Here is a 24,641-nt window from a genome sequence, read left to right as displayed (position 1 = left end):
TGGTTTTTTTGATTACTTGGTAGTTCAATTTTTCAAGGCTTGCCCAGAAGTTTAAAAGCTTTTTCTGCTGGGTGCCCCGAGAGTTTGTTTCGTAGGGGTAGGCATATATAAGTAAAGCAAAGAATAGGCTTGTATGCTACTTATAGAAAAGATAGATGATTACTTATAGAACTGGTTTAAACTTTTTTCAATTCGCTATAAAAATGCTCTTTTTCACTCAATTGAAATGTTTTTCGCATGAATCAAAAAAGTTTAAACCAGTTCATAGTTTTATTTTTGTTCCTCCTGTGTATCTTCTAATTCATCATCATTTGGGATGATTTTTAAAGTAGGCTCTTTTAACGTTTTTTTATTGGCGATACTTCGTTCTAATGATAATAATAAAGATGGAAGTAATAAAAGGTTAGCCAGCATAGCAAATAGCAATGTCGTAGAGACCAATCCACCAAGTGCTTTAGTTCCTCCAAAACTAGAAATCATAAATACCGAGAATCCAAAAAACAAAACGGTAGAAGTATAAAACATACTTACTCCTGTTTCTTTTAACGCAGCAAAAACCGATTTTCTAATTCTCCAGTGATTGGATTTAAGTTCTTGTCTGTATTTGGCTAAAAAATGTATGGTGTCATCGACAGAAATACCAAAAGCAATGCTAAATACTAATATGGTAGATGGTTTTATAGGAACTCCAAGATACCCCATCAAACCGGCTGTCATAAGCAATGGTAACAGGTTGGGGATTAATGAAATTGCAATCATTTTCCAGGATCTAAACATCCACGCCATAAAAAGAGCTATTAAAATAACTGCTAACCCAAGGGAGAAGGTGAGGTTCCAGATAAGGTATTTTGTACCTTTTTGAAATATAAGGGCTTTACCTGTAAATGATACATCGTATCGATCTTTTGGGAACAATTTCTCTAATTTTGGAGCTAACGTAGCTTCAAGACGATCCATTTCATCAGTTCCTACATCTTTCATAAAGGTGGTTATTCTTGCATATTGACCTGTAGAATCAATATAGCTTTTCATAACTCCTGCTTTGGACTCAAAACTTTTGGTATATGGTAAAATAAAGTTTTTTTCCTGACTGGTAGGAATCTGATAATATTTCGGATTTCCGTTATAAAAAGCCTGCTTAGAATACTTAACCAAACTTACTATAGAGATGGGTTTGGATAGTTGAGGCGTCTCTTCTAAAAGCTCTTCGAGCTTTTCCATACGTTTTAATGTAGACAATTTTAAAACACCTTGTTTTTTCTTGGTGTCAATAAGTATTTCTAGAGGCATTATACCGTCAAACTCGTTTTCAAAAAAGATAATGTCTTTGTAAAACCCGGCAGATTTAGGCATATCTTCTAATAGGCTACCAGAAACTTTTATCGTATATATACCAATAATACTTACTATAAGAATAATCACAGATGAAAAATAGATGGTTACTCTTCTGGTTTTAACCATATTTTCCATCCAATCAACTAGTCGTTCTATCCATCTTTTTCCCAAATGTTTTAAATGTCTTTCTTTGGGTTGTGGCATGTAGCTATAGATGATTGTTATGACCAACAAACAAAGTATAAATAAGGCAATTATATTGATCGAAGCTACAATACCAAATTCTTTAAGTAATTTGCTTTCTGTTAAGGCAAAGGTTGCAAAACCAGAAGCGGTGGTAACATTGGTCATTAAGGTGGCGTTACCGACTTTGGTAATCACGCGTTGTAATGATTTTGCCTTATTACCGTGTTTCTTTATCTCTTGTTGGTATTTGTTAATTAGGAAAATGCAATTAGGAATTCCTATGACAATTACCAATGGTGGTATAATGGCCGTAAGAACAGTGATTTCATATTCTAAAAGTCCCAAAATACCAAAAGCCCACATAACACCAATAATAACCGCAGTCATAGATATAAAGGTGGCTCTAAAGGATCTAAAAAAGAAAAAGAAAATTAGTGAGGTAACCAATAATGCTGCTATAATGAATATTTGAATTTCATCCATAATGTTCTGAGAATTCAAAGTCCTGATATAGGGCATACCAGATACTTTGATGTCTACATTATATGTTTCTTCAAAGGCTTCAACAGCCGGAAGTAATTTTTTCTCAATAAATATTTTTCTAAGGGAAGTGTTTACGATATCCTTTTTTAGATATAATGCACTTTGTACGGTTTGAGATTTTTTGCTGTATACCAGTCCTTCATAAAAAGGGAGCTTATTAAAAAGTTGATCTTTATATTGCTTAACCTGGGTTTCAGAATAAATAGAATCTTTAATAAACGGGGTTAACTCAAATCGGGCGGGGTTCTCCTTTTTTTCTAAAGTTTTAAGATCGGCCACAGAAATGACCAAATCAATTTCTTCATGTTTTTTAAATGAAGTATTAAAATCATTCCAGGCTTTTAATTTTGTTGGCGTAAAAAGGGAACTATCTTTAATGGCCATCACAATTAAATTTCCTTCTTCTCCAAACTGATCAAGAAACTTTTGATATTTTATATTGACCTCATGGTCATCGGGAAGAAGATTTGCTTCAGAAAAAGAAAACCTCATGTTTTTCCACTGAAATCCTAAAAATACTGTGATTCCTATAATTGCCAGAAATATAATCGCTCTATTACGTAATATGATTCCAGCCAATGCGTTCCAAAACCCGAAACTGAATAATTTAACCATTCTTTATTTTCCTTTCCAGTTGCAAATGTAATGATTTGAATAGTTATTATTTGCGAATTTTTAGGAAAGAAAACGATTTATTTATAAATGTTTAAAGTTTTAGATAGAAAGTGAATTTGAAAGAAATGTTATCATCAAACTTGGGTAAGTGATATGCGCCATATCGGTAGGCAAAACTTAATCCAAAACCTGCAAACAACTTATTTAATTCTAGACCAGATTCTTGATAACCGTGACGTAGAGATGAAAACTTTACTCCCTGGTGTTTGTCCTGATTATTAATGTCACCAATTGCATAACGACTTATAAAAACAAGTTCGGGAGCAAACCAACTAGTGATCTTAACAGGTTTTATTCGATGCTTAATTTGTAAAGTGGCTAGTTTATTACTAAAAAACTCTCCAAAATACATGGTTTCAAAGGTTCTTCTACCTGCAACAGAAAACCTTTGAAGAATTACTTCTCTAGTAGGAGCATTCGGGTATGCATGAAATAGATGAGATAATGGGATGTCACCTGAGGCTATATCTCCTTCGAACAAAAAACTGGTTTTAGACTGATTAATTCGGTTAATAGCATACTCTGCTTTAATACCTATTTTGCTATATACAAAATTACTTTTATAAACTCCTTTTATACTTTGTGTATATTGGGCGGTAATTTTTGGATACCCTTCGTGGATTTCTTTGTATTGATTAGGTGTTTTTAGAAATTTACTAAATGGACTCCATCTAAGTGCAACTGTGGCTTCTGCAATCTTATATTCAGAAAAAGAATTTCCGTTGTTTAAGTATCTATAACTATTTGTTTGATTTATGGTGCTTACCGAAAGTTGAGTCTCTGATAGTAACTTAGGAAATATTTGATGTTGAAGACTTGTACGCCAGGTTTTGTGCTTATAATAAAAATCAATATTCACCAAACGAGGCTCGAATAAGGAGTATACTCTTCTATCTGTTAAATATAGAAAGCTTCCCACTTCTTTAATATCATCTGTGTAATTAACATTAAGCCATGAGCCTCTACTTTTGTTTAATAAAACTCCACCGCCAAGCCCATATTTGTATTTGGCATCATTAAAACCATACACACCATATCCTTCTATTCTAAACCTTTTAGAAAACTTTGTGTTAGTAACTCCTCCTAAACCTAACCTAAAGCCTTCATAATTGTTGTACTTGATAGGGTAGGTGAGATCAAAGTTGAAAAAACCTATCGGATAATAGCCTTTGTTGAAATTTTGAATCACATCAATCCTACGACCAATGTTTTGTGCTTTTACAATACTATCAACAGCAGGAAAAGAATTAATATCTTTTTGTGTAATAGCACTTGTTCTATAGGTTTTCCAATAGGATTCGTCTCTATTATTAGCTTTAGGGTCTATTTGGATAAAAGCTTGATCTCGTTTAATATCTTGTTTTGAATTTAATTCGATATCGATTAAATCTGTAGAAGAATTAAGAAAATTAGGATCTTTTGATTTGTCTTTTGAGCTATTTCCTAATCGACCTACAGAAATTTGCCCACCAAAAAGGCTTACTTTGTGTCTTCGACTTCCTTGGCGAATGGTAATTTCTTGATGCGTAGGGAACCAGATGTTTTCTTTAGGGAAATGATTGAAATCATGTATTGCCATAACATCAAGTTCTCCTTTTAATTCTATAATCGCTTTTTGAATGGCAAATGTCTCTTTGTCAATAAATAAAACTCCTTCTAGGTTCGCATAATTTTTTGATTTCTTAGGTTGAAACCAAAGTACATAGGCGGGGTTTTTTGTTTGAATCGTATCTAGAATCTTATAATAGTAGTTTTTTTGTGCATTTTTTGATAATGGTCCAATGTAAGTATTGTTAAAAATAGTATACTCTTCATTGTATAAAGAATTTGATTGTATTTTGATACCTAGTAAGGTGTGTATAGGTTCTTTGAAACCAGTCATTCTGGTAGCAAGTACCGTTTCTTTTTCTCCAATATTTTTTTTGAATTGATGATGACTAATTTTCTCTGATAGAAAGGAGTGTGTTTGATTAAATAGGTGCTCAATATCTACGTTGGTAGTATCTGGTGTTTTTAGTAATGTCTGGTTGTCTGCTGTAATTTTTAGTTTGTTGTAGCTTTTGTAACTATATCCTTTTAAAGCTTTTTGAGGGTTATTTTTCTTTTTTCTAACAAGTGCTTCTTTAATAACTCTAATCGCATTATTATCTGTAATATCTATTTTTGCATCATCAGATATTCCTTCTTTCGCCTCTAGGGTAATTTCAATCTTTTCTATATTGACTGAGGTAACCTTTACAACTTTCGAGTGGTATTTTAAATGTGCTATTGTTAGGGATAGATCAGAGGGGTTAGAAGGGCAATGGATTACAAACTTGCCTTCTACAGAGCTTAAGGCATAGGATGAATTATTTGTTTTTATAGTTGCAAAAGGTATAGGCTTGCCTGATTTTGCATCTTTAACAACTCCATTAATATGAACTTGAGAGAATAGGAGGGTGTTTGCAAAAAATAGTAAACAAAAAAGAATTTTATGCATTATGGGTATCGAATTCAAAAAAACGAATATACAAAAAAGCGTTTTCAAAAAAGGAAAACGCTTATGTAATAAATTTATCTTTGTGCAAAAGGCTAAACTGTCATAATCTCTTTTTCCTTAGCGATTAACATCTCATCGATCTTTTTTATAAAAGAATTGGTTAATTCCTGAATGTCCACTTCTGTGTTTTTTACCATGTCTTCAGATAATCCGTCTTTTTCTAATTTTTTAATTTCATTATTGGCATTCTTGCGATCATTTCTAACTCCAACCTTAGAGTCTTCTGCCTCTGATTTTGCTTGTCGGGCCAAGTCTCTACGTCTTTCTTCTGTAAGGGGAGGTACATTAATTATTACACTTTCACCATTGTTCATAGGATTAAAGCCTAAATTGGCCACCATAATACCTTTTTCTATTTCTGGAATTAGAGATTTTTCAAATGGTTGAATAGAAATTGTTCTTGCATCGGGAGTAGATACATTTCCAACCTGATTTAAAGGTGTAGGAGCACCATAATATTCTACCATTACACTGCCTAGCATTGCGGGAGACGCTTTGCCAGCTCTGATATTTAGTAATTTTTTTTCTAAATGAAGAATAGCGGCTTGCATTGCTTCTTTAGTTGAATCTATAATAAAATCTACTTCTTCGTTCATTTTTAAGTTCTTTTCTTCTGATTAATCAAAAAATAAGCCAATATGTTGTAGTTTAAAGGTTTACCTGGGTACCGATTGATTCTCCTGATATTACCTTTAATAAGTTTCCTTTTTTATTCATATCAAAAACTATGATAGGAAGTTCATTCTCCTGACTTAATGTAAAGGCGGTGGTGTCCATTACTTTTAGCCCTTTGCGTAGAACATCATCAAATGATATGAAATCAAATTTTGTTGCGTCTGCATTCTTTTCAGGATCCGAAGTATAAATTCCATCAACACGAGTTCCTTTTAAGATTACGTCTGCATTTATTTCGATCGCTCTTAACACTGCAGCAGAGTCTGTTGTAAAATAAGGATTTCCTGTTCCTCCACCAAAAATAACAACTCTTCCTTTTTCCATATGACGTAAAGCTCTACGTCTTATAAAAGGTTCTGCTACCTCGTTGATTTTTACCGCAGATTGTAGGCGAGTAGGTATTTCTGCATCTTCTAAGGCACTTTGTAAAGCTAAGCCATTAATTACAGTTGCTAACATACCCATATGGTCTGCTTGAACTCTATCCATGCCTTTGCTTGCGCCTGCTACTCCTCTAAAAATATTACCACCTCCTATTACGATAGCAACTTGCACGTTCTTGTCGGTGATTTGTTTTATTTCATGTGCGTATTCTGCTAGTCTTTTTGGATCAATTCCGTATTGGCGATCGCCCATAAGTGCTTCGCCAGATAATTTTAGTAATATTCTTTTGTATTTCATTGCAAGGTTTAACTATGGTGCAAATATAATCATATTCTTAATTTAGAAAATAATTTAGAAAATAAAGCTAAAAATTTTGAAAACCATCTTACAACATAGCTACTCTTGATGTAGGAAAAAAAGGGTTGTTTTCCCCTATTGATATTATTGTTTAGTAGTAAAATATGTTATACGTTTGCTACGGGGAAAACAAAGAATGTTGGGGATAGAATTGTTGATAAAATAGTGTGATGCGTGTAAAAGCGTAAAGTGATATAAGCACTAGTAGAAAACCAATTGGGGAGTTGGTTATATACAATAGCAGTTTATTAAATTAATTAGTTTAGTTTATAATCACTAAAAAATCACTGTTTAGAACTTTTCTGAAATGACGAAAAAAAACCGCTTCATAAATTGAAGCGGTTTTTGTTTTTATAAGAATAAGATGGTTTATCCTAGTGCTACTCTTTCGAATGCTACAACAGATACATCACCTAATGTTTTTACGTAATCAGCAACGCTCTTTTTGTTATCCTTGATAAAGGCTTGGTTAACCAATGTGTTGTCCTTAAAATAACGTTTGATTTTTCCTTTGGCAATATTGTCTAACATAGCTTCTGGCTTCCCTTCTTGACGTAATTGATCTTTTGCTATTTCAATTTCTTTTTCGATAATTGACTGATCAACTCCTTCTTCGTTTAGGGCTACAGGATTCATAGCTGCCGCTTGCATTGCTACATCTTTAGCAACTTCGTCTGCACCGTTTCCGTTTCCAGATAAACCTGTTAATACACCAATTTTATTACCAGCATGGATGTAAGAACCAACAAAAGGAGCTTCTAGTACTCTAAAATCACCTATTTCGATTTTTTCACCGATTACACCTGTTTGTTCAGTTAACTTGTCCTGTACAGATATACCGTTAAAGTCTTTTGTAAGTAATTCTTCTTTTGAAGAAGCACTTAATGCTAATTCTGCTAATTCATGAGCTAGAGAAACGAATGTTTCATTTTTTCCTACAAAATCAGTTTCACAATTAAGAGAAACGATAACTCCCTTGTTCTTTGCTTCATTAACTTTTGCAATAACAGCACCTTCAGTAGAATCTCTATCTGCTCTGTTAGCAGCAACTTTTTGACCTTTTTTTCTAAGGACTTCGATAGCTTTATCAAAATCTCCATCAGCTTCTACAAGTGCTTTTTTGCAATCCATCATTCCTGCACCTGTTGCTTTTCTTAGCTTATTTACTTCTGCGGCGGTAATCTTTGCCATATCGTTTAAGTGTTTAATTTATGTTGTGTTTAAAAAAACAAGTCGTTTAGTTAGTACTGCAAAAGTAAAGAACCAAACGACTTGTCAATTTTATATTAAAGTTAAGCTTTCCTTTTTATGGTAGTGACTTAACTTCGAATTTTAAAAGATTGTAAATTGTCAATCTGTTTACTCTTCTTCTTGTTTTGCAGCTTCTGAAACCACTGCTGGTGCTTCTACAGCAACTTCTGTAGCTGCGGCTTTAGTTTCAGTTTTTGCTTTTGATTCTGCAGGTTTAGCTTCGCTTTTTGATGCCTTTCTTTCATTTAATCCTTCGATAACAGCATCGCTAACGTAAGTCATTACTTTGTCTATAGATTTAGAAGCATCATCATTTGCAGGGATTACATACTGTACTTGACGAGGGTCAGAGTTAGTATCAACCATTGCAAAAATTGGAATGTTTAATTTCTGTGCTTCTTTTATAGCGATATGCTCGCGTTTAATATCTACAACAAATAATGCGCCAGGTAAACGAGTCATGTCAGAAATAGAACCTAAGTTCTTTTCTAATTTAGCTCTTAAACGATCTACCTGTAAACGTTCTTTTTTTGATAGCGTGTTAAAAGTACCGTCTTTCTTCATTCTATCGATCGCAGCCATTTTTTTAACTGCTTTACGAATAGTAACAAAGTTAGTTAGCATTCCACCAGGCCATCTTTCTGTAATATATGGTTGGTTAGCTTTGCTAGCTTTTTCAGCAACGATTTCTTTAGCTTGTTTTTTTGTAGCAACAAAAAGGATTTTTCTGCCAGAGGCTGCAATCTTTTTTAAAGCTTCACCAGCTTCGTCTATTTTTGCAGCAGTTTTATATAGATTAATGATGTGAATACCATTACGCTCCATATAGATATATGGTGCCATGTTTGGATCCCATCTTCTTGTCAAGTGTCCAAAGTGTACACCTGCATCAAGTAATTCTTTTACTTCGATATTGTTTGCCATTTTTGTAATAGTTTACTTTCTGTTGAATTAGCAATGCGCAAGTGGCTACTTGTTTTGTATGGCCTTGTGCATTTAGATGCTAAACTAACCCCTCAAATCGAGGTAACAACAAATTCTGTTTTAATAAATTAACGTTTAGAGAACTGGAATTTCTTACGAGCTTTTTTCTGACCGAATTTCTTACGCTCAACCATTCTTGGATCTCTTGTCAATAAACCTTCTGGTTTAAGGATGCTTCTGTTTTCTTCATCCAATTCGCATACAGCTCTTGATATAGCTAAACGAACGGCTTCAGCTTGGCCAGTAATTCCACCACCATATACGTTTACATTTACATCGTACTTGTCTTCGTTACTTGTTAATGTAAGCGGTTGGTTTACCTTGTACTGCAATGTTGCAGTAGTGAAATACTCGTTAAGGTCTTTTTTGTTAACCGTAATTTTTCCAGAACCATCTTTAAGATAAACTCTAGCTACAGCCGTCTTTCTACGACCAATTTTGTGAATAACTTCCATCTACTTAAATTCTTTTAAGTTAACAGTTTTAGGTTGCTGAGCATCTTGATTGTGATCGGCTCCTGCATATACCTTTAAATTACGAAATAAAGCCGCTCCTAATTTGTTTTTAGGTAGCATCCCTTTTACCGCTTTTTCGATTAAACGCTCTGGATTTTTGTCAAACAATTCCTGAGCAGTAAGACTTCTTTGCCCTCCAGGGTATCCAGTGTGACGGATATAAGATTTATCTGTCCACTTTTTCCCTGTTAAGTTGATTTTTTCGGCGTTAGTAATAATTACATTATCACCGCAATCAACGTGTGGGGTAAAGCTAGGTTTATGCTTACCTCTTAGTAGTTTTGCTACTACAGAAGAAAGACGACCTAAAGTCTGTCCCTCAGCATCTACATGCAACCATTCTTTATTCACGGTAGCTTTATTAGCAGATACTGTTTTGTAACTTAATGTGTCCACACTAATTATTTTTTCTTAATTAAACATTCCTTCTCCTATCATAAAATAGGGGTGCAAATGTACGATTATATATTTATATAGCAAATAGGTGATCCATAATATTTTAAAAGCTTCATCATTTAATTTTAAATAAATGGTTCAACGGGTTTTGAAAATACAACTACTTGGTAGGTAAATAGGGGGGTATGTGTTAATCTTTTATTAAACAGAAAGGAATACTGCAACATTTTTTGATAATTTATCATCTGTAAGGGGAAATCAATCAAAAATATAATCAATATGAAATGTTATCACCATTTTTTGGTTCTTTGTTTAGTGCCTTTTTTTTCTTTGGCACAGGACTCTTTAACTACGGTAAAGAAAAGAGTGTACACAACAAAACCTATATTGGATTTGGGGGAACCAAAAATTGATGGTCTTATTAATGATAAAAGCTGGGATGTGGTAGATTGGGCGTCTGATTTTATAGAAAGCAGACCTGATGAAAACACTCCTCCAAGTCAACAAACCAAGTTTAAAGTTTTATATGACCAAAAATACCTTTATGTAGCATATCGCTGTTTTGATACCGAACCAGATAAAATTGAAAAAAGATTGTCTAGAAGAGATGGCTTTGTGGGAGACAGGATTACACTTATATTAGATACCTATCATGATAAAAGAACAGCTTTCGCTTTTACAATATCTGCTGCCGGAGTGAAGGGAGACGAGTTTGTTTCTCAGAATGGAAATAATTGGGATGATAGTTGGAACCCGATATGGTATGCAGCAAGTGCTATAGACAGTGAAGGCTGGACGGCCGAAATTAAAATACCGCTTAGTCAGCTAAAATTTGGAAAGAGTAAAGAGCAAATATGGGGATTGCAAGTTAATAGATTGTTTTTTCGTAATGACGAACGTTCGGTATGGCAGCGCATACCACAAGATGTTTCTGGTTTTATAAGTGAGTTTGGAGAACTACATGGTTTGATAAATATTGAGGCTCAAAAACAATTAGAAATTCAACCTTTTGCGGTTACTCAATTAGATACATATCCCGAAGAAGAAGGGAATCCATTTAGGGATGGAAGTGACTTTAAGTTAAATGGTGGATTGGACGCAAAAATTGGTATCACAAATGACCTAACACTCGATTTAACAGTTAATCCTGATTTTGGACAGGTAGAAGCCGATCCTGCGGCAATTGCTTTAGATGGTTTTCAGGTGTTTTTTAGAGAACAAAGACCGTTTTTTGTAGAAAACAAAAATATTTTTGATTATCAATTTGCAAATGGATTCGATAATGTGTTTTATTCTCGAAGAATAGGTAGGAGCCCTCAAGGGGGGGTAGGAGAAAACCCTATTAATGATTCATCTCCAATAAATGATGAATTTGTAGACAAACCTAGCAATACTTCAATTCTGGGGGCCGCAAAATTTAGTGGTAAAACCAAAAATGGATGGTCTATTGGTGTTTTAGAAAGTGTAACTTCTAGAGAGATTGCCAAAATAGAAGATGAAAATGGAAATAAAAGAGAAGCTGTGGTAGAACCCATGACCAATTATTTTGTAAGTAGGATTCAAAAAGATTTTAATGAGAGAAACTCTTTTATAGGAGGTATTTTTACAGCCACTAATAGGAATTTGGATGATACGCTTAATATTGATTATGAAAATGAAAATACCAATGAAACCTCAGAATTATCAAGCCTTAGAGAAAATAATCTTAATGTGTTAAGAAAAGCCGCTTATACCGGAGGCTTGGATTTTAGACATAACTGGAATGATAGAAATTATTTTGTAGAAGGTAATATTGTAGTCAGTCATGTAGAAGGATCTAAGGAAGCGATAGAGAAAACACAAAACTCACTTACACATCTTTTTCAAAGAGAAGATGCAGGTCATGTCTCTGTAGATCCTAATCGTACTTCTTTAACAGGTACAGGTGGTAAACTTAGAGGAGGTAAATCTGGTGGTGGAAATTGGCGATATAATGCTGGATTATTCTGGAGATCACCAGAGTTAGAATTAAACGATGTTGGGTTTTTAAGACAGGCAGACGATATCAGGCAATTTGCTAACATTACCTACCTTTTTTTAAAACCGACAAAATTTTATAGAAGAGCCAATATACGATTTAGACAATTTACTGCTTTCGATTTTGAAGGAAACTACAATCGTATTCAGTATTATTTAGGTGGTGAAATCAATTATACAAATAACTGGTGGACCGAGGTCGAATTGCTTCATAAACCCCGAATTTTTACGAATACGATGTTGAGAGGAGGACCGCGTTTCCGTTTTTCTCAAGAAAATATCGCTGTACTTTTTTTTGGATCTGACCAGAGAAAGAAATTTAACTTTGCCATGGGACATGTAAATTCATCAGCAAGACAAAATAATTTTGCGTTTAGACGATACGTTCTGAGACTTAACTACCAACCTTTTGATGCGCTTAGTATCTCACTTAATCCAGAGTTTGAGGAGAACCCTAATAAGACACAATATGTAACCGATGTTGATTATAATGGAACACAGCGATATATTACGGCAAATATTGATCAGCAAACTTTAAGTGCTAGTATACGATTAAATTATAGTATAAATCCAAATCTAACCATACAATACTATGGGCAACCTTTTATTTCTCGTGGTAGGTATTCTGATTTTAATTATGTAGCTGACCCAATCGCCAAAAATCTTAATGATCGTATACATCTATATAATCAAAATCAAATTTCATTAGAAGATGGTGAGTATTCGATTGATGAGGATAATGACGATGTAGTGGATTATACATTCGATAATCCAGATTTTTCTTTTGTACAGTTTCGTTCTAATTTGGTTCTAAGATGGGAATATATACCTGGATCTGAAATATTTTTGGTTTGGTCACAGGGAGTAACAGGAGACGGAGATGTGTCAGATGGATTGTTTAGAAGTTTAAATAATCAAATTTTGGATCAACAACCAGATAATACTTTTTTGATAAAAGCAACCTATCGATTTGTTTTGTAAATGATGTGAAAGTTTAGAAGTCAATATTCTATAAATATTTTTTTCTTCGCTTGTTATTTTAAGCGTATTTTGCGGCGATAATAGCATATCTTTTTATGAAGCATTTTTATCTAGCATGCCTTACAGTTTGTTTTGTATCCTGTAGTAGCCCAAAACAAGAAGATCAAGTATCTGTAATTACCGAAGAACCTCAAAAGGAAAAAAGAGATTCATTAAAATTGTTTTTGGAGCATTATAACAAATTTTTTGCAACAAATTTTAATGTTTCTGAGTGTCCGGGAGCTGCGGTGGTTATTGTTAAGGATTCGACCGTTATTTATAAAAAGGGGTTTGGCGTAAAAAAGATTCATACTAAAGATTCTGTAGATGAAAATACTGTCTTTAGAATCGCAAGCTTATCAAAAGGAGTAACCGCTGTTCTGGCTGGTAATATGTTGGATAGAAATGAGTTGCAATGGGGTCAAAGAGTAAAGGAAGCGGTAAAAGGATTTAACTTACGAGATAAAGAACAAGCGAATAGGATTAAATTGAGACATGTTTTATCTCATACAACAGGACTGTACAAGTATTCTTATACCAATTTAATACAAAGAGGACTTTCACTAGATAAGATTGTAAACAATTTCAAATCAATTGGAGTTGTCGAAAAAGAAGGACATACCTATGCTTATCAAAATGCTATGTTTTCTGTGGTAGAAAAAGTTATGGAACATAATACGGGAGTATCTTTTGAAACCTTACTTAAAGAGAGAATATTTGACCCTTCTGGAATGAGTAATGCATCCAGTACTTTTTCTGCGATAAAGAACAATCCAAATGTCGCACAGCCACATAAATACAATCATTATTCAAAAAAATATTTTCGGGATAGATTACATAGCAATTATTATAATGTAGCAGCAGCAGGAGGTATCAATGCTTCTATTTCTGATATGGGAGAATATTTAAAAATTTTGTTGGGTCATTATCCCAATGTTATTTCTAAAGAAAGTCTTAGAGATATCTTTAATCCTGTAATATGTACCAGTACAGAAGATACCTATGTCAATTTGTGGGATGGGGTATCTGATTCTTATTATGCAATGGGGTGGAGGGTGTTAGATTATAGAGGTCGAAGAGTTATCTATCACGGCGGAAATGTAAATCAATATAAAACACAATTGCTGATAGATCCAGAGAACGGGATTGGTATTTGTGCACTATTTAATGCGCCAAACCCATTTAATGGCCCTGTAATTCCTACTTTTCTGAATTACTATGACTTTTATTTGGATGTAATAGATTAAACCCGGATTCTGCATTAGAACTTCGTTATGGAGGTTTCAAGTGCAATAAAAACTGGTATTTTCTTAGTTTCAGCATAGCATCGCTATGGTTACATTAAAAAATATAGCAAAGCGCCAGTTTTTGAAGCAATTGGAAGCTGTAATAGATTTTTTAATGCATAATCCGGGTTAAATTAAATATAAATTTGTTGTAGCAAAATAAAGGGCTTGATTTTAACATTAAAATCAAGCCCTTATCATTTCAAATAAGACGAAGGTTCTTTTAATACCACCCTCTTACATTATAAGTAACATTTTTTGGTTGATTTTTACCATAAGCAACACCCACATCTCTGGCAGCTTTAATTGCCGTTTTCTTTAGGTCTAATACTTTTAGTTGGTATTTCCATCCTCGGTCGCTTAAATCCTTAACTCTGGCAGCTATTTTTGCGTATAATGCCTTTACCTGGCTGTAACAAGCTCCTTGGGGCTCTACACCAGACAAAATTTCACCAGCTTCATTAGCAGCATTTATATCTTGATTAGCAGCCCATATCGCAGATGCTTCTGCTAATCTTTGCTTACAATCTCTATCAATACTCTTTTTATAAAGTGATGTTATCTTAGACTTTACTTTATTAAAACATGTACTTGCTTCGGGTACATTTGCTAAAACAGCCAAAGCTTCTTCATATTGATTTTGAGCTTCTAAAGCACTCGCTTTCTTAATGATTAGGCTACAATTGGTGTTGTAATATTCGATAATCTTTTCTTTTCCCTTTTCTACAAATTCTATGATTTCTGGGTTTTTAGGACTAAGTCTTTTAATAGCCGAGATATAGGCTTTGTTTTCATTGGTTCCTACTCCTTTTAATTCTATAGATTGACTTGCAAATAAGGTTCCAGATACTCCATCTCCAATATACAAAGTGACATTTAGTTTTAATGCAGTTTTTGGAGGCGCAGTTGGGGTAATATCTTTACTTATTACTGCAATATTAGGAGCGAGAACAAACCTCGAATTATAAATGTTATTACTGATTCCGTTTTTTGTGATAATTTGCGTTAAACGATTCAATAACATCTTTTTTGCAGATGCCGGAACTCCTTCTACCTGTTGTGGCACATAGGCTGCTAATGAAATACCGTCACTAGCTTTTTTTTCTTGTGCAATTAATACGGTTCCCATAAAAAGGAACACCATACATATTATTTTTTTCATTTTTATGTCTTTTTATTTTCCACCAAGTATAATAGTAGCTCTTCCGAGTCCTTTCATTACAAGTTTATTAGGGATTTCATAGGGTTCGCTTTTTAACATTTTGCTAAGGCCTTTTACAAATCTTCTAGCATCAATAGCTCTTCCTTTTTCGTTAAAAAGAGGTATTCTTACCTGCTCAAATAATGCCATGTCTTCTGTCATATCGGTAGTGTTAAACCTTCCCTTTACAGCATTATCTGCTAACCAATCTTCTATGATTACTCCTAACTCTTCATCATCATCTCCGTATTCTGTTTCAAGGTCTCCGTCCCAATCGTCCCATTTTTGTATTCTTACAATAATCTCACGTCCGTTTGCAAACATATCATCAAAATGTGTTTGTAATGAACTGGTAAAATTATCCATATGAGATAGTACTGCTTCTGAAAGCAATACAGGAACCTCTGCAGAGAAAGATGGTGCTCCGGTACCTGTTGCGGTTGCTATTTGTTTATCGGTATACGCATCTAATCCCTGAAGGTTAAACGTGATCGATTTTTTAGGTCCCGTTCTATTAACAGTCCAAGTAAGTTGCATGATAATGTCTGCTTTGGCTACTTTCTTAAGGGCATCTATAGGACTCTCGCTTACACCACTTCCGGTATCTTTTGAAGAACGCATATTGTCTTCTGCAGCGTTAGACTCTAGTGTTTTTATGGCAGACTCCATATTTTTTAGAGGAAACCCTCTTTCTGCCATCATACCGTTTATCTGGCTAATTACCTGTAATACCTCGGCATTTTCTTGGAAAGCTCTTTTGTAATCAGGTACTTTTACTTCTGTTCCCTGGTTGTCAAAACTTAACATATATCCATTTTGGTTACACCAAACATCACTAGGAACCACCATAAGAGTGGGCTTTTTGGCTTGACCAAAGCTTACAGTAATCGTTACTACAAAAATTGCTATAAGGCTTATTATGTTTTTTTTCATGATAGTTTTTTTGATTTAAAATCCTGCATTTAATGCTTTTACGATACCTTCTGATTCCAGTCTTTTGCGCAACTGATCTGTAGCCACATTTACTACTACTCCAATTTTGTATTCTCTTTTGCTTACTTTTAAGCGATCTCCGGGAGCAATATTGCCATCGGCTGCAGCGGTAACATATTTTCTAAATTCTCCTCCATCACTAAAAAAACTTTTGAAAAAAGCTTCGTGTTCTTTTTCAGCCGTTACATTACGAGCCAAGGGTTTAAATGGTGTACATCCATTTCCACCTCCGGCATACCCTTTAAAAATAATACCGTGTACAGCATTTTTCATAGCTTGCCCAATAGCAAATTTTGGGTTTTTTGAGTAAGACCATACTTTTACAAGTTTAGATCCTTGTTTTGCGATACCTTCGCATTCGATATCATAACGCCATTCCTGGGTGTCTTTGTTTGCAATTCTCTTTTTTCTTTGGGCACTTATTGTACACGTAAAAAAAGCGATGAACATTACTATACTTATTTTGACAATCTCTTTATTCATTTTTAATGGTTTTTTAGTTTATTTGCCTGATTAACATTCCTGAATAGAAATTTTTTCCACCTTTAAACAAAGTATATTCTTTAATTTCTTCTTTGTTTTCTTGTTCCTCTCCAGCCATGTATCTGTTATCCCAAATCTGCTTTTTATCAACTTTTATAACGCCTTTTCGTTTGTAAAAAGTTTTTCCGTCTTTTCCGATAGTTTGTTCCAGAACCTCATATTTGTCTCCACCTTCTAATCCTTCTTTCAATCCAATTTTTGCAGATAAAGGATCTCCACTCAATAAAGGTGTTTTTGTTCTAAAAACTTCATATTTTCTTTGCAGTTTGGCAATAACAGCATCAACGGCTTTAACCGTTGCAATTGCAACAAGCTCTTCTTCACTTTTTTTGGTAAATATTGTACTTTGTAAATCGGCCCAAGCTACTTCTGTACCTACTAGTTCTACTTTAAAAATGTTAGAATTTTCGAATGCCGCTTTTCTGGTTTCATCGATGCTGGCATCGTCGATCCAATAGTCATTATAAAACGTGGCCGCTATTTCATCATTCCAGACTAGTTTGTATAAATGAGATGTGGTTTTTATTACATACCCTTTTCCAGCTACATCTAATGCTTTTCCTGCTAGTTTTGATCCCAGACCCGATTTTCCTGCAAAACCAGATGCTAACGCCAGCCCTTTTTTGGCTTTTTGAGCGACTTCCTCTTTGCTTATGTATTTAAAATCATTAACAACGATAAAGGTGTTTTTGATTAACTCTTCTCCCGCATCAGCTAATAAAGCCAATCCTCTTTCACTGTTTTTTGCAATTTTAACATCTAATTCGGTAGCGTTATAAGAACCTCTTTTTGATACCAGATCCATGTTAAAACCTCCTTTGTCACTTCGGTTAAACCATTTTGCAATGGCTTGTTTGGCAATACTATTTTTAGAGAAATAAGTATCAATAGCCCCTTTTTGAGCTTCCTTTAGTTCTGCATTGGACAAAGATTCGTCATATACTTTGGCAATTGTTCTAAGTGGGATGTTATGATTGTTAAATTTCTCTGGAATTTCTGCAGAAGTAAACGCTTCTTCGATAACGTCTGCGTATTTTCGATTTTCATCGGTTACCATAAGGGTAAATAAAGAACTTCGTCTGTAGATAGCTTCATTCGATTTTTCCTGAGCATAATTACCAGAAATACATGCTGCAGTCAGAAAGCATAATAGTGCTTTTTTCATAGATTAATTAGTTTTAATGTGTTTAATAAAATGTATGACTCCTAAGCTATAATTTGACGGATTATTATAGGAGCCCTTATTGTTAAAAAGGGGTATTACGTTAAGTGAAAAGGTATACGATCAATAGACGGTGAAACAATTTTCACTGTCGAGATTGGAAGTAATTGTAATTTTGTTTTGTAGAAGAAGTGTTCTTATATAGAAAAAGAAAGTTGAGAAGTAAATTTTTGTCATAATACTAGGGGGGTATTTATGTGATTAAATTTTACCAAACATATGAAAATTTTAAGTCTTATTGGTCCCAATGGAAGCATTGATACATTATTTTTTTCCTTTTCATAAAAAAAATATGGATTTTTCTAAATCTGTCGCTCTTATCAAGAATGGGTTTTATAAGAAAAGTATCCAAAGGGTTCTTTTTCAAAAGAACCCTTTGGATACTTAAAATATTATTTGCTTTACGTGAATCAAGATTACCTTTTAGTTTTTACCAATTGATGGTGGAGGTAAAACTACGTCTTCTATTATTCTTTTAACAGTGATTACATCTACCTCACCTTGTATAGAAAGATCATGCCCAGTGATATTAGAATCTGCATCAACATCAAAAGAAAACGAAAACGATAATGCATTGGTTTCTGCATTATAACTATAGTTGGTGATAGAAAAATTAGATATATATTCATCATCTTTGCTATAACCACGATTGCTTAATGGCAAATAGGCCAAGTCTTCAAAAATAACATCATATTTATTGATAGAAAATATGAAATCTTCAAAGCTATGCTCTTCGGTTTCTGGATTTTTGACTGTAAATTCTAAAAAAACAGCAGCTCTTTGAAATTGATTACCAGGAGCACTTAAAAAGCGAGCTACCTCATAGTGATTATATTCTTGATCTATATTTAAAATGTTTAATCTATCTTCGTTTTTGGTAAACTCAAAAGTATTAGAGTCTGTAAATGCTATGTTATTATCTGGTCTTTTGCCTGTAAAGGTAAGTTTTATGCTACCGTGTTTTAAAAGCTGATCAAAACCGACTCCGTTTTCTCCATTAGTACCGTTATTGCCATCTGTTCCGATAATGCCATCTGTTCCATTATTTCCAGATGGTCCTATAGCTCCATCTTCTCCTTCGCAATTCGTTAAAAATATTCCGAGACAACAAATGATCAGTGTCCTGTATATAGTAGAAATAGTAAATTTTTCCATTTTTTTGTTTTATAATAAATTTGATATTGTATTAGCGTCTTTCTGGTCCTCCTAATAAGTTTTTGAAGATAATTAGATCTACCTCACCTGATATAGACAACTCTTTTGCTGTAGAATTAGTAGAGGCACCTACATTGTAGGAGAAGGAAAATTTTAAATTGTTAGTTTCATTGTCAAAACTAAAGTTCGTAACACTTAGGTCGGTTATTCCAAATTCATTTGCAGGACCAACCTCAAATGATAATGGAGGAAAGTTCACTGTAGATACACTAAAAATAGATAAATTTTCTGTTGTCACATAGTATTGATTGATACCAAAAGAAAATCTATTAATACTTTGGTTTTCTTGACCTATATTAGTGACATTTAAAGCGAATCTTACATGAGATTCTTCTTCGGTAGTAGGGATATTCAGGAATCTAGAGGCATAAAACCAATAAGAGTCTTCATATAGCGTAAAGTTATTGTAATCTGCATTATTAGCTGTAAACTTGTAAGTGTTTTCATCTGTAAACGCTTCTCCGTTAGGATTTTCTCCTGACACAATGAATTGGATACTTCCGTATTTAACTGCATCGTCATAACCAATGGCATTGTCGCCATTAACCCCATTTTCTCCGTTGCTTCCATCTTTTCCATCAGCTCCATTTTCTCCATCAGGGCCAATAGCACCATCTTCTCCCTCACAATTAGCAAGGCATAATCCTAAAAAACAAATAATAAGGATTTTGAATATTGAATTGTATGTATGTTTTTTCATTTTTTTATGTATAAATACTATAATGTTAATGTTTTTTTAGATGAATTGGATCGATACTTTTAAGCACTGTGATATCAACTTCTACTTTTATAGAAAGATCATGTTGAGTCTCATTATTTCTGTTTTCTGCTGGAACTACAAATGAAGTTGTAAAGCTTAACTTATTAGTCTCTTCATTAAAGCTGTAATTGGTAAAATTGAAATTCTCAACACGACTGTTTTCAGCATCATAAGGAAATGATGTTTCCATATATGTGTTGATGTTAAAAAAGGTCTGATCATCAGCCTTAGTAAGGTAATTTCTAAGTGAAACTTCAAAATAACTGAAGGCCTCTGTTTCTTTTCCTGGATCCGTCAACTCTAAGTAAAAATTGATTTGTGGTTCCATCTCACGAAAATTATCATTAGTAGTATTTAAAAAGCGTTGAGGTTCAAAAGAAAGGTATTCGTCAGTTTTGTAGAAACGATTTTGAACACCAGAGGGGTTCGTAAACTTAAAGGTTTCGCTGGCGTTAATTGCAACACCATCGGGTCTTTTACCTGTTAAAGTAAGTTTTATACTTCCGTACTTTGTTAGTTCTTCAAAACCAACACCATTTTCTCCATCTGTTCCATTGGTACCATCGGTACCATCAGTTCCGTCTATGCCGTCTTTTCCGGCAGGGCCAATTTCTCCATCTTCACAGTTGGATAGAAAAATCCCTAACATACAGATTAACATAATCTTGAGGTAATTTTTTTTCATTGTTCTCTTTTTGTTTAATATTTAAAGTTTGGATATTACCAGGAGGCAAAGAGCCTCTTGATGTTTTTAAAGGAACAATTAGTAATTGTTCCTTGTTTTTTGACTAGTGCTGTTTTTTGCTGTTCAGAAATGAGATTTTATAATCTTTATTATTCGAGCAAATCCGCAGTTATTCGTTATTTTGATGAATTAGTAAATCTGAATAGTGTCTATTACTTTTACTTTAATAGAACCATCTTCTAATGTAGAATCGATTTTGATTCCATTGATTTCTGTAGTGACTTTAGTTTTTAATCCTTCTGCATCGATTTCATGATTTTCTACTTCACAACTTGTGATAGAAATAACAAATCCTAACAGAGCAAGAATTTTGAAATAATTTTTTCCCATTTTTTCGGTTTTTAGTGATTAATAGTATGGCCTGTCTTTTATTATTTTTTATAGTACTTTGCTCTTACTTATTGATATCTCATACAAAGTGTTGTTCCCAATAACACTTGAGTTTCGATAGTGAATTTGCATAATGATCAATATAACAGTCTTTGGTATGAGGTGTTAAATAATTGTCATTAAGCATGTTAAAGCATGAATATGTTTTGTATAATTAAGACGCTTTTTTTGTCAAGGCAAAATTATAGATTTCGATAGGGTGGTAATTCACCCGAAATGGGTGATATTTTGTTTTTCTATATGTTTGAACAAATAAAAGATACTTTCTTGGTAAAGAATGATGATGACTGATTATTGAATAAAAGTATGATGTAAATTTATAAATGAATTGCTTGTTGTAATCTAGGGTCTGGTGGTGCAAATTGACTAAATACCCAAAACAAAAGAACATCATACCACTGTAGAGTCTTTGTATTATCTTTGCTGCCCTTTGTAATTACTAGTATGAGTACATGAACCTATTGTATTTAAAACTATATCATTCCTTTTTATTATTGGTATGGCTCGTGCCTTCCATAGTATATGCGCAATATAATGTTACGGTGTATAATAGTACCAATGGGTATCCTCATGACCTTTCTTATCAAATATTACAAGATACAGATGAAGTGTTATGGATAGGTACCGATGTTGGTTTGGTCAGATATAATGGTACCGATTTTAAAACGTATTCGATTGCGGATGGTTTGCGTAATGATTATGTTATAGATGTAGAAAAGCTTAATAGGGGTTGTAAAATAATAGCAACCTGGGGTGGTGGACTTCATGTTTTGGATAAGTATGATGAAATCAAACCGCTTATGTCAAATGATAGTTTGTATAAAGTCCAAAAAGTATATGACTTTGGAGAAGATTTTGTGGCAAAAGTTATAGCAGGAAGTTTTAAGTTTTATAAGAAAAAGAGTGAAGGATATGATGTGATGAGTTTTCAGGCCTATTCTGAAAAAAATAAGCCTGTTATATACAAATATACAGAAGTAGTTGGTTCCCAAATACAGCACTCAGAATTAGTGAGTTTAGAATTAGATTATAAAAAAATTGATGATAGATTGTTTTTTTACAATGAATACCTATCTGATTCAAAGGTGATTAAAGGGTTGTTTGAGCTGTGTGATAATTTAAAATTCGAGACAGCTTACCCGTTTTTAAATGATTATGAAATATTTGATTTGGGCCGACTTGATAATGGAATGTTTTATGGGGTAACGTCCAATTCGGTTCTTTTTTTTAGTGAAGAAAGATTGATTGAAGAAAAGCATTTTTTTAAACAACAAAAAGGTCGTTTAATTAAGTTTTTTAAAAAATCGAATGTAGAGGTGTATGTTCAGAAAACTGTTGAAGGGCATCATAAAATCTACGTTTATGATATTTATGATAACAATTGGTTTTTATTGCCAGAAAGATATTTACAAAAAAGTCTTATCAGTGATATTCTGATAGATAAAGATGGTAATATCTGGATAAGTTCTTACGGAAATGGGTTGATCAAAGTGGCAAAGAAAAGCCGTTTGCCAATTGTAAAATCTATACCCTGGAAGAACTGTTTAGATTTTATTGATGCTACCCCAAATGGATATTTTCTGCTAGAACAATATTCAATCAATTACTTAAATAATGAGCTGGATACCATACAACGCTTAAAAATACCTAATAACTCTGGGTTCTCTACGAGTAACTCGAATAAAATTTTTCTGATGGGAAATATATCTCACTTCAAAGCTTTTGATTTTATGGGTAAAAAGCTGAGTTTCGACCATAGGTTTCGGGTATATGAGAAGAATAGGGACTCTGTTTTCTTTACAGAGGGGCATTTACTGTTAAAGCGTCATAGAGAAGAAAAAATGCATACAATTATTGCACATGATGAGGGTTCAAAGTTCAAAAATATTGATATTGAGGATGTTCTTATTTATGATGACAAAATTTGGTGCGCATCAAATATGGGACTTCAAATTTATGATTTACAGACCTTAAAATTAGAAAGACATGTTACTACAGAAAATGGTTTAACCAGTAACTACATCGAAAAATTATCACCTTCTAAAGATGAGGTTTGGATTGCTGCAATCAATGGATTGCATAAGTATGAGTTTGAAAAAGATAAAATTACGGTACTTGATATGGGAAGTACGCATCAATCTAATCAGATTAACTCTATAGTGTGTGATGACTTTGATCAATTATGGATTGGTACCCAAAAAGGACTGGTTCTTTATAAAGGTGCTGTTTTTTATAATTTTTATCAAGATAATGGATTGTCCTCTTCTTTTACATCAAAGATTTTTGAAGATAAAAAAAATAGGATGTGGTTATTTGGAAACAGAGGAGTTGATATTCTTGCTAATAACAAACCCTATGAGCCAGAATCGTCTCCTATATTAAAAGTACTTCAGGAAGGGAGTCGTTTTGAAATAGAATATGTTGACTACTCAAAATTTTCAAAAGTAACACAATTTAAAATTAACGATCAGGGTTGGAGAGCGTTTCAGGACCCAAAACTTAATTTTAACAATTATAAGTATGGGAAATATCAAATACAATTTCGAATAAGAAAGTTGAATAGTGATTGGAGATATTCTAAAAAATTTCATTTTGTAATACATAGACCCTGGTATATAAAATGGTATATGATATTGAGTTATGTCATTTTGGTGCTGACGGTGGTGTCGACATTTGTTATTTTGTATTTAAAACGGTTAAAAAAGAGAAATACTGTTTTAAGAGCGACAATAGAACATTCTAAATCTTTGCAAGAAGAGCTGGATAATGTAAGAGAAAATGTGGCACAGGATTTTCATGACGAATTGGGAAATAAATTGGCAGGAATCACTGTTTTGTCAGACAGAGTTTTAGATCGTAGCTTAGACGAAAACTCAAAAATGTTTAAGGATCTCTCTCGTATTAACAAGGATGCCAAATCATTGTATTACGGCATCAAAGATTTTATATGGAGTATAGATAGTAAGCATGATGATCTTGAAGAGTTGATGATGTATCTTAAAGATTTTGGAGAAAATTTGTTTGCGAACACAGATGTTCAATTTTTTGTAAACCCCAATTTTGATCGTATTCCTGTCAAACTACCATATTATTGGTCTAGGCACCTGCTATTAATTTTTAAAGAAGCTATGACCAATATTTTTAAGCATTCTAATGCAAGTAGAGTTGATTTTGATTTTGATTTGAAGAATGATAGACTAAGAATTGTGATTAAAGACGATGGAGTGGGGTTTTGTATGGATTCTATGAGCCGAAAAAATGGGTTGTCTAACATGGCCAAGCGAGCTTTTAGTATTGGTGGTACGCTAATGATTACCTCGAATCAGGGAACCCAAATTGTGTTTGAAACTTTGCTAACTCAAAAATGATGCTAATTAATTTATATGAATGTATAATCTATAATACCCTGT

General features: G+C 33.4%; 19 protein-coding genes. 3 read left to right on the top strand and 16 right to left on the bottom strand.

Annotated elements, in window-relative coordinates; translation table 11 throughout:
• Nucleotides 1-270 precede the first annotated feature (270 nt).
• The 8 genes from ABW636_RS03625 to rplM form a co-directional block, all read right to left on the bottom strand.
• Complete coding sequence (locus tag ABW636_RS03625) at nucleotides 271-2,679, bottom strand: efflux RND transporter permease subunit (RefSeq protein WP_367588588.1); 2,409 nt, start codon at nucleotides 2,677-2,679, stop codon at nucleotides 271-273.
• A 91-nt stretch (nucleotides 2,680-2,770) separates the two neighbouring features.
• Nucleotides 2,771-5,218, bottom strand: a complete 2,448-nt coding sequence (locus tag ABW636_RS03620; RefSeq protein ID WP_367588587.1) for a DUF5686 family protein — start codon at nucleotides 5,216-5,218, stop codon at nucleotides 2,771-2,773.
• Between the two features lie 92 nt (nucleotides 5,219-5,310).
• Nucleotides 5,311-5,874, bottom strand: coding sequence for a ribosome recycling factor (gene frr, locus ABW636_RS03615; protein ID WP_367588586.1), 564 nt, complete (start codon nucleotides 5,872-5,874; stop codon nucleotides 5,311-5,313).
• A 52-nt stretch (nucleotides 5,875-5,926) separates the two neighbouring features.
• On the bottom strand, nucleotides 5,927-6,634 hold the full coding sequence (gene pyrH / locus ABW636_RS03610) for a UMP kinase (RefSeq protein WP_367588585.1): 708 nt from the start codon (nucleotides 6,632-6,634) through the stop codon (nucleotides 5,927-5,929).
• A gap of 429 nt (nucleotides 6,635-7,063) precedes the next feature.
• Nucleotides 7,064-7,885 carry a translation elongation factor Ts gene (gene tsf / locus ABW636_RS03605; protein ID WP_367588584.1) on the bottom strand — a complete coding sequence of 274 codons (822 nt, stop codon included), beginning with the start codon at nucleotides 7,883-7,885 and terminating at the stop codon, nucleotides 7,064-7,066.
• A 168-nt stretch (nucleotides 7,886-8,053) separates the two neighbouring features.
• Entirely contained in the window at nucleotides 8,054-8,869 is an 816-nt protein-coding gene (gene rpsB, locus ABW636_RS03600) for a 30S ribosomal protein S2 (RefSeq protein ID WP_367588583.1), read from the bottom strand.
• A 128-nt stretch (nucleotides 8,870-8,997) separates the two neighbouring features.
• On the bottom strand, nucleotides 8,998-9,384 hold the full coding sequence (gene rpsI / locus ABW636_RS03595; RefSeq protein WP_109851431.1) for a 30S ribosomal protein S9: 387 nt from the start codon (nucleotides 9,382-9,384) through the stop codon (nucleotides 8,998-9,000).
• Entirely contained in the window at nucleotides 9,385-9,840 is a 456-nt protein-coding gene (gene rplM / locus ABW636_RS03590; RefSeq protein ID WP_367588582.1) for a 50S ribosomal protein L13, read from the bottom strand.
• A 279-nt stretch (nucleotides 9,841-10,119) separates the two neighbouring features.
• On the opposite strand from rplM, the gene ABW636_RS03585 reads away from it, so the two are divergent.
• Nucleotides 10,120-12,837, top strand: a complete 2,718-nt coding sequence (locus ABW636_RS03585; RefSeq protein ID WP_367588581.1) for a DUF5916 domain-containing protein — start codon at nucleotides 10,120-10,122, stop codon at nucleotides 12,835-12,837.
• A 95-nt stretch (nucleotides 12,838-12,932) separates the two neighbouring features.
• Nucleotides 12,933-14,123: a serine hydrolase domain-containing protein gene (locus ABW636_RS03580; RefSeq protein ID WP_367588580.1), complete on the top strand. Its 1,191-nt coding sequence runs from the start codon at nucleotides 12,933-12,935 to the stop codon at nucleotides 14,121-14,123.
• Nucleotides 14,124-14,385: 262 nt separating this feature from the next.
• Here ABW636_RS03580 and ABW636_RS03575 read toward each other — a convergent pair whose 3' ends face one another.
• From ABW636_RS03575 to ABW636_RS03540, 8 genes are all read right to left on the bottom strand, one after another.
• Complete coding sequence (locus ABW636_RS03575) at nucleotides 14,386-15,324, bottom strand: hypothetical protein (protein WP_367588579.1); 939 nt, start codon at nucleotides 15,322-15,324, stop codon at nucleotides 14,386-14,388.
• 12 nt (nucleotides 15,325-15,336) lie between these two features.
• The gene (locus tag ABW636_RS03570) at nucleotides 15,337-16,296 is read right to left on the bottom strand and encodes a DUF6175 family protein (protein WP_367588578.1); all 960 of its coding nucleotides are present in this window, start codon (nucleotides 16,294-16,296) and stop codon (nucleotides 15,337-15,339) included.
• 15 nt (nucleotides 16,297-16,311) lie between these two features.
• The gene (locus ABW636_RS03565) at nucleotides 16,312-16,839 is read right to left on the bottom strand and encodes a hypothetical protein (RefSeq protein WP_367588577.1); all 528 of its coding nucleotides are present in this window, start codon (nucleotides 16,837-16,839) and stop codon (nucleotides 16,312-16,314) included.
• Between the two features lie 13 nt (nucleotides 16,840-16,852).
• Nucleotides 16,853-18,064 (bottom strand): hypothetical protein, encoded by a 1,212-nt coding sequence (locus ABW636_RS03560; RefSeq protein ID WP_367588576.1) that lies wholly within the window; start codon nucleotides 18,062-18,064, stop codon nucleotides 16,853-16,855.
• Between the two features lie 480 nt (nucleotides 18,065-18,544).
• Nucleotides 18,545-19,276 (bottom strand): hypothetical protein, encoded by a 732-nt coding sequence (locus tag ABW636_RS03555; protein ID WP_367588575.1) that lies wholly within the window; start codon nucleotides 19,274-19,276, stop codon nucleotides 18,545-18,547.
• Nucleotides 19,277-19,307: 31 nt separating this feature from the next.
• On the bottom strand, nucleotides 19,308-20,036 hold the full coding sequence (locus ABW636_RS03550) for a hypothetical protein (protein ID WP_367588574.1): 729 nt from the start codon (nucleotides 20,034-20,036) through the stop codon (nucleotides 19,308-19,310).
• 25 nt (nucleotides 20,037-20,061) lie between these two features.
• Complete coding sequence (locus ABW636_RS03545) at nucleotides 20,062-20,781, bottom strand: hypothetical protein (protein WP_367588573.1); 720 nt, start codon at nucleotides 20,779-20,781, stop codon at nucleotides 20,062-20,064.
• A 189-nt stretch (nucleotides 20,782-20,970) separates the two neighbouring features.
• Nucleotides 20,971-21,171: a hypothetical protein gene (locus ABW636_RS03540; protein WP_367588572.1), complete on the bottom strand. Its 201-nt coding sequence runs from the start codon at nucleotides 21,169-21,171 to the stop codon at nucleotides 20,971-20,973.
• Between the two features lie 566 nt (nucleotides 21,172-21,737).
• On the opposite strand from ABW636_RS03540, the gene ABW636_RS03535 reads away from it, so the two are divergent.
• Nucleotides 21,738-24,599: a sensor histidine kinase gene (locus ABW636_RS03535; protein WP_367588571.1), complete on the top strand. Its 2,862-nt coding sequence runs from the start codon at nucleotides 21,738-21,740 to the stop codon at nucleotides 24,597-24,599.
• The last annotated feature ends 42 nt before the right edge of the window (nucleotides 24,600-24,641 follow it).

The sequence above is a fragment of the Aquimarina discodermiae genome, assembly GCF_040786235.1.
In the GTDB taxonomy this organism is placed as follows: domain Bacteria; phylum Bacteroidota; class Bacteroidia; order Flavobacteriales; family Flavobacteriaceae; genus Aquimarina.
This window is presented reverse-complemented; position numbering and strand designations above follow the sequence as displayed.

What these genes read in the sequence shown, in the direction of transcription:
- tsf (WP_367588584.1), bottom strand. Translation starts at nt 7,885, where the DNA reads ATGGCAAAGATTACCGCCGCAGAAGTAAATAAGCTAAGAAAAGCAACA.
- ABW636_RS03625 (WP_367588588.1), bottom strand. Translation starts at nt 2,679, where the DNA reads ATGGTTAAATTATTCAGTTTCGGGTTTTGGAACGCATTGGCTGGAATC.
- ABW636_RS03550 (WP_367588574.1), bottom strand. Translation starts at nt 20,036, where the DNA reads ATGAAAAAACATACATACAATTCAATATTCAAAATCCTTATTATTTGT.
- ABW636_RS03580 (WP_367588580.1), top strand. Translation starts at nt 12,933, where the DNA reads ATGAAGCATTTTTATCTAGCATGCCTTACAGTTTGTTTTGTATCCTGT.
- ABW636_RS03540 (WP_367588572.1), bottom strand. Translation starts at nt 21,171, where the DNA reads ATGGGAAAAAATTATTTCAAAATTCTTGCTCTGTTAGGATTTGTTATT.
- frr (WP_367588586.1), bottom strand. Translation starts at nt 5,874, where the DNA reads ATGAACGAAGAAGTAGATTTTATTATAGATTCAACTAAAGAAGCAATG.
- ABW636_RS03555 (WP_367588575.1), bottom strand. Translation starts at nt 19,276, where the DNA reads ATGGAAAAATTTACTATTTCTACTATATACAGGACACTGATCATTTGT.
- ABW636_RS03575 (WP_367588579.1), bottom strand. Translation starts at nt 15,324, where the DNA reads ATGAAAAAAATAATATGTATGGTGTTCCTTTTTATGGGAACCGTATTA.
- ABW636_RS03545 (WP_367588573.1), bottom strand. Translation starts at nt 20,781, where the DNA reads ATGAAAAAAAATTACCTCAAGATTATGTTAATCTGTATGTTAGGGATT.
- ABW636_RS03570 (WP_367588578.1), bottom strand. Translation starts at nt 16,296, where the DNA reads ATGAAAAAAAACATAATAAGCCTTATAGCAATTTTTGTAGTAACGATT.
- ABW636_RS03585 (WP_367588581.1), top strand. Translation starts at nt 10,120, where the DNA reads ATGAAATGTTATCACCATTTTTTGGTTCTTTGTTTAGTGCCTTTTTTT.
- ABW636_RS03620 (WP_367588587.1), bottom strand. Translation starts at nt 5,218, where the DNA reads ATGCATAAAATTCTTTTTTGTTTACTATTTTTTGCAAACACCCTCCTA.
- rpsB (WP_367588583.1), bottom strand. Translation starts at nt 8,869, where the DNA reads ATGGCAAACAATATCGAAGTAAAAGAATTACTTGATGCAGGTGTACAC.
- pyrH (WP_367588585.1), bottom strand. Translation starts at nt 6,634, where the DNA reads ATGAAATACAAAAGAATATTACTAAAATTATCTGGCGAAGCACTTATG.
- rpsI (WP_109851431.1), bottom strand. Translation starts at nt 9,384, where the DNA reads ATGGAAGTTATTCACAAAATTGGTCGTAGAAAGACGGCTGTAGCTAGA.
- ABW636_RS03565 (WP_367588577.1), bottom strand. Translation starts at nt 16,839, where the DNA reads ATGAATAAAGAGATTGTCAAAATAAGTATAGTAATGTTCATCGCTTTT.
- ABW636_RS03560 (WP_367588576.1), bottom strand. Translation starts at nt 18,064, where the DNA reads ATGAAAAAAGCACTATTATGCTTTCTGACTGCAGCATGTATTTCTGGT.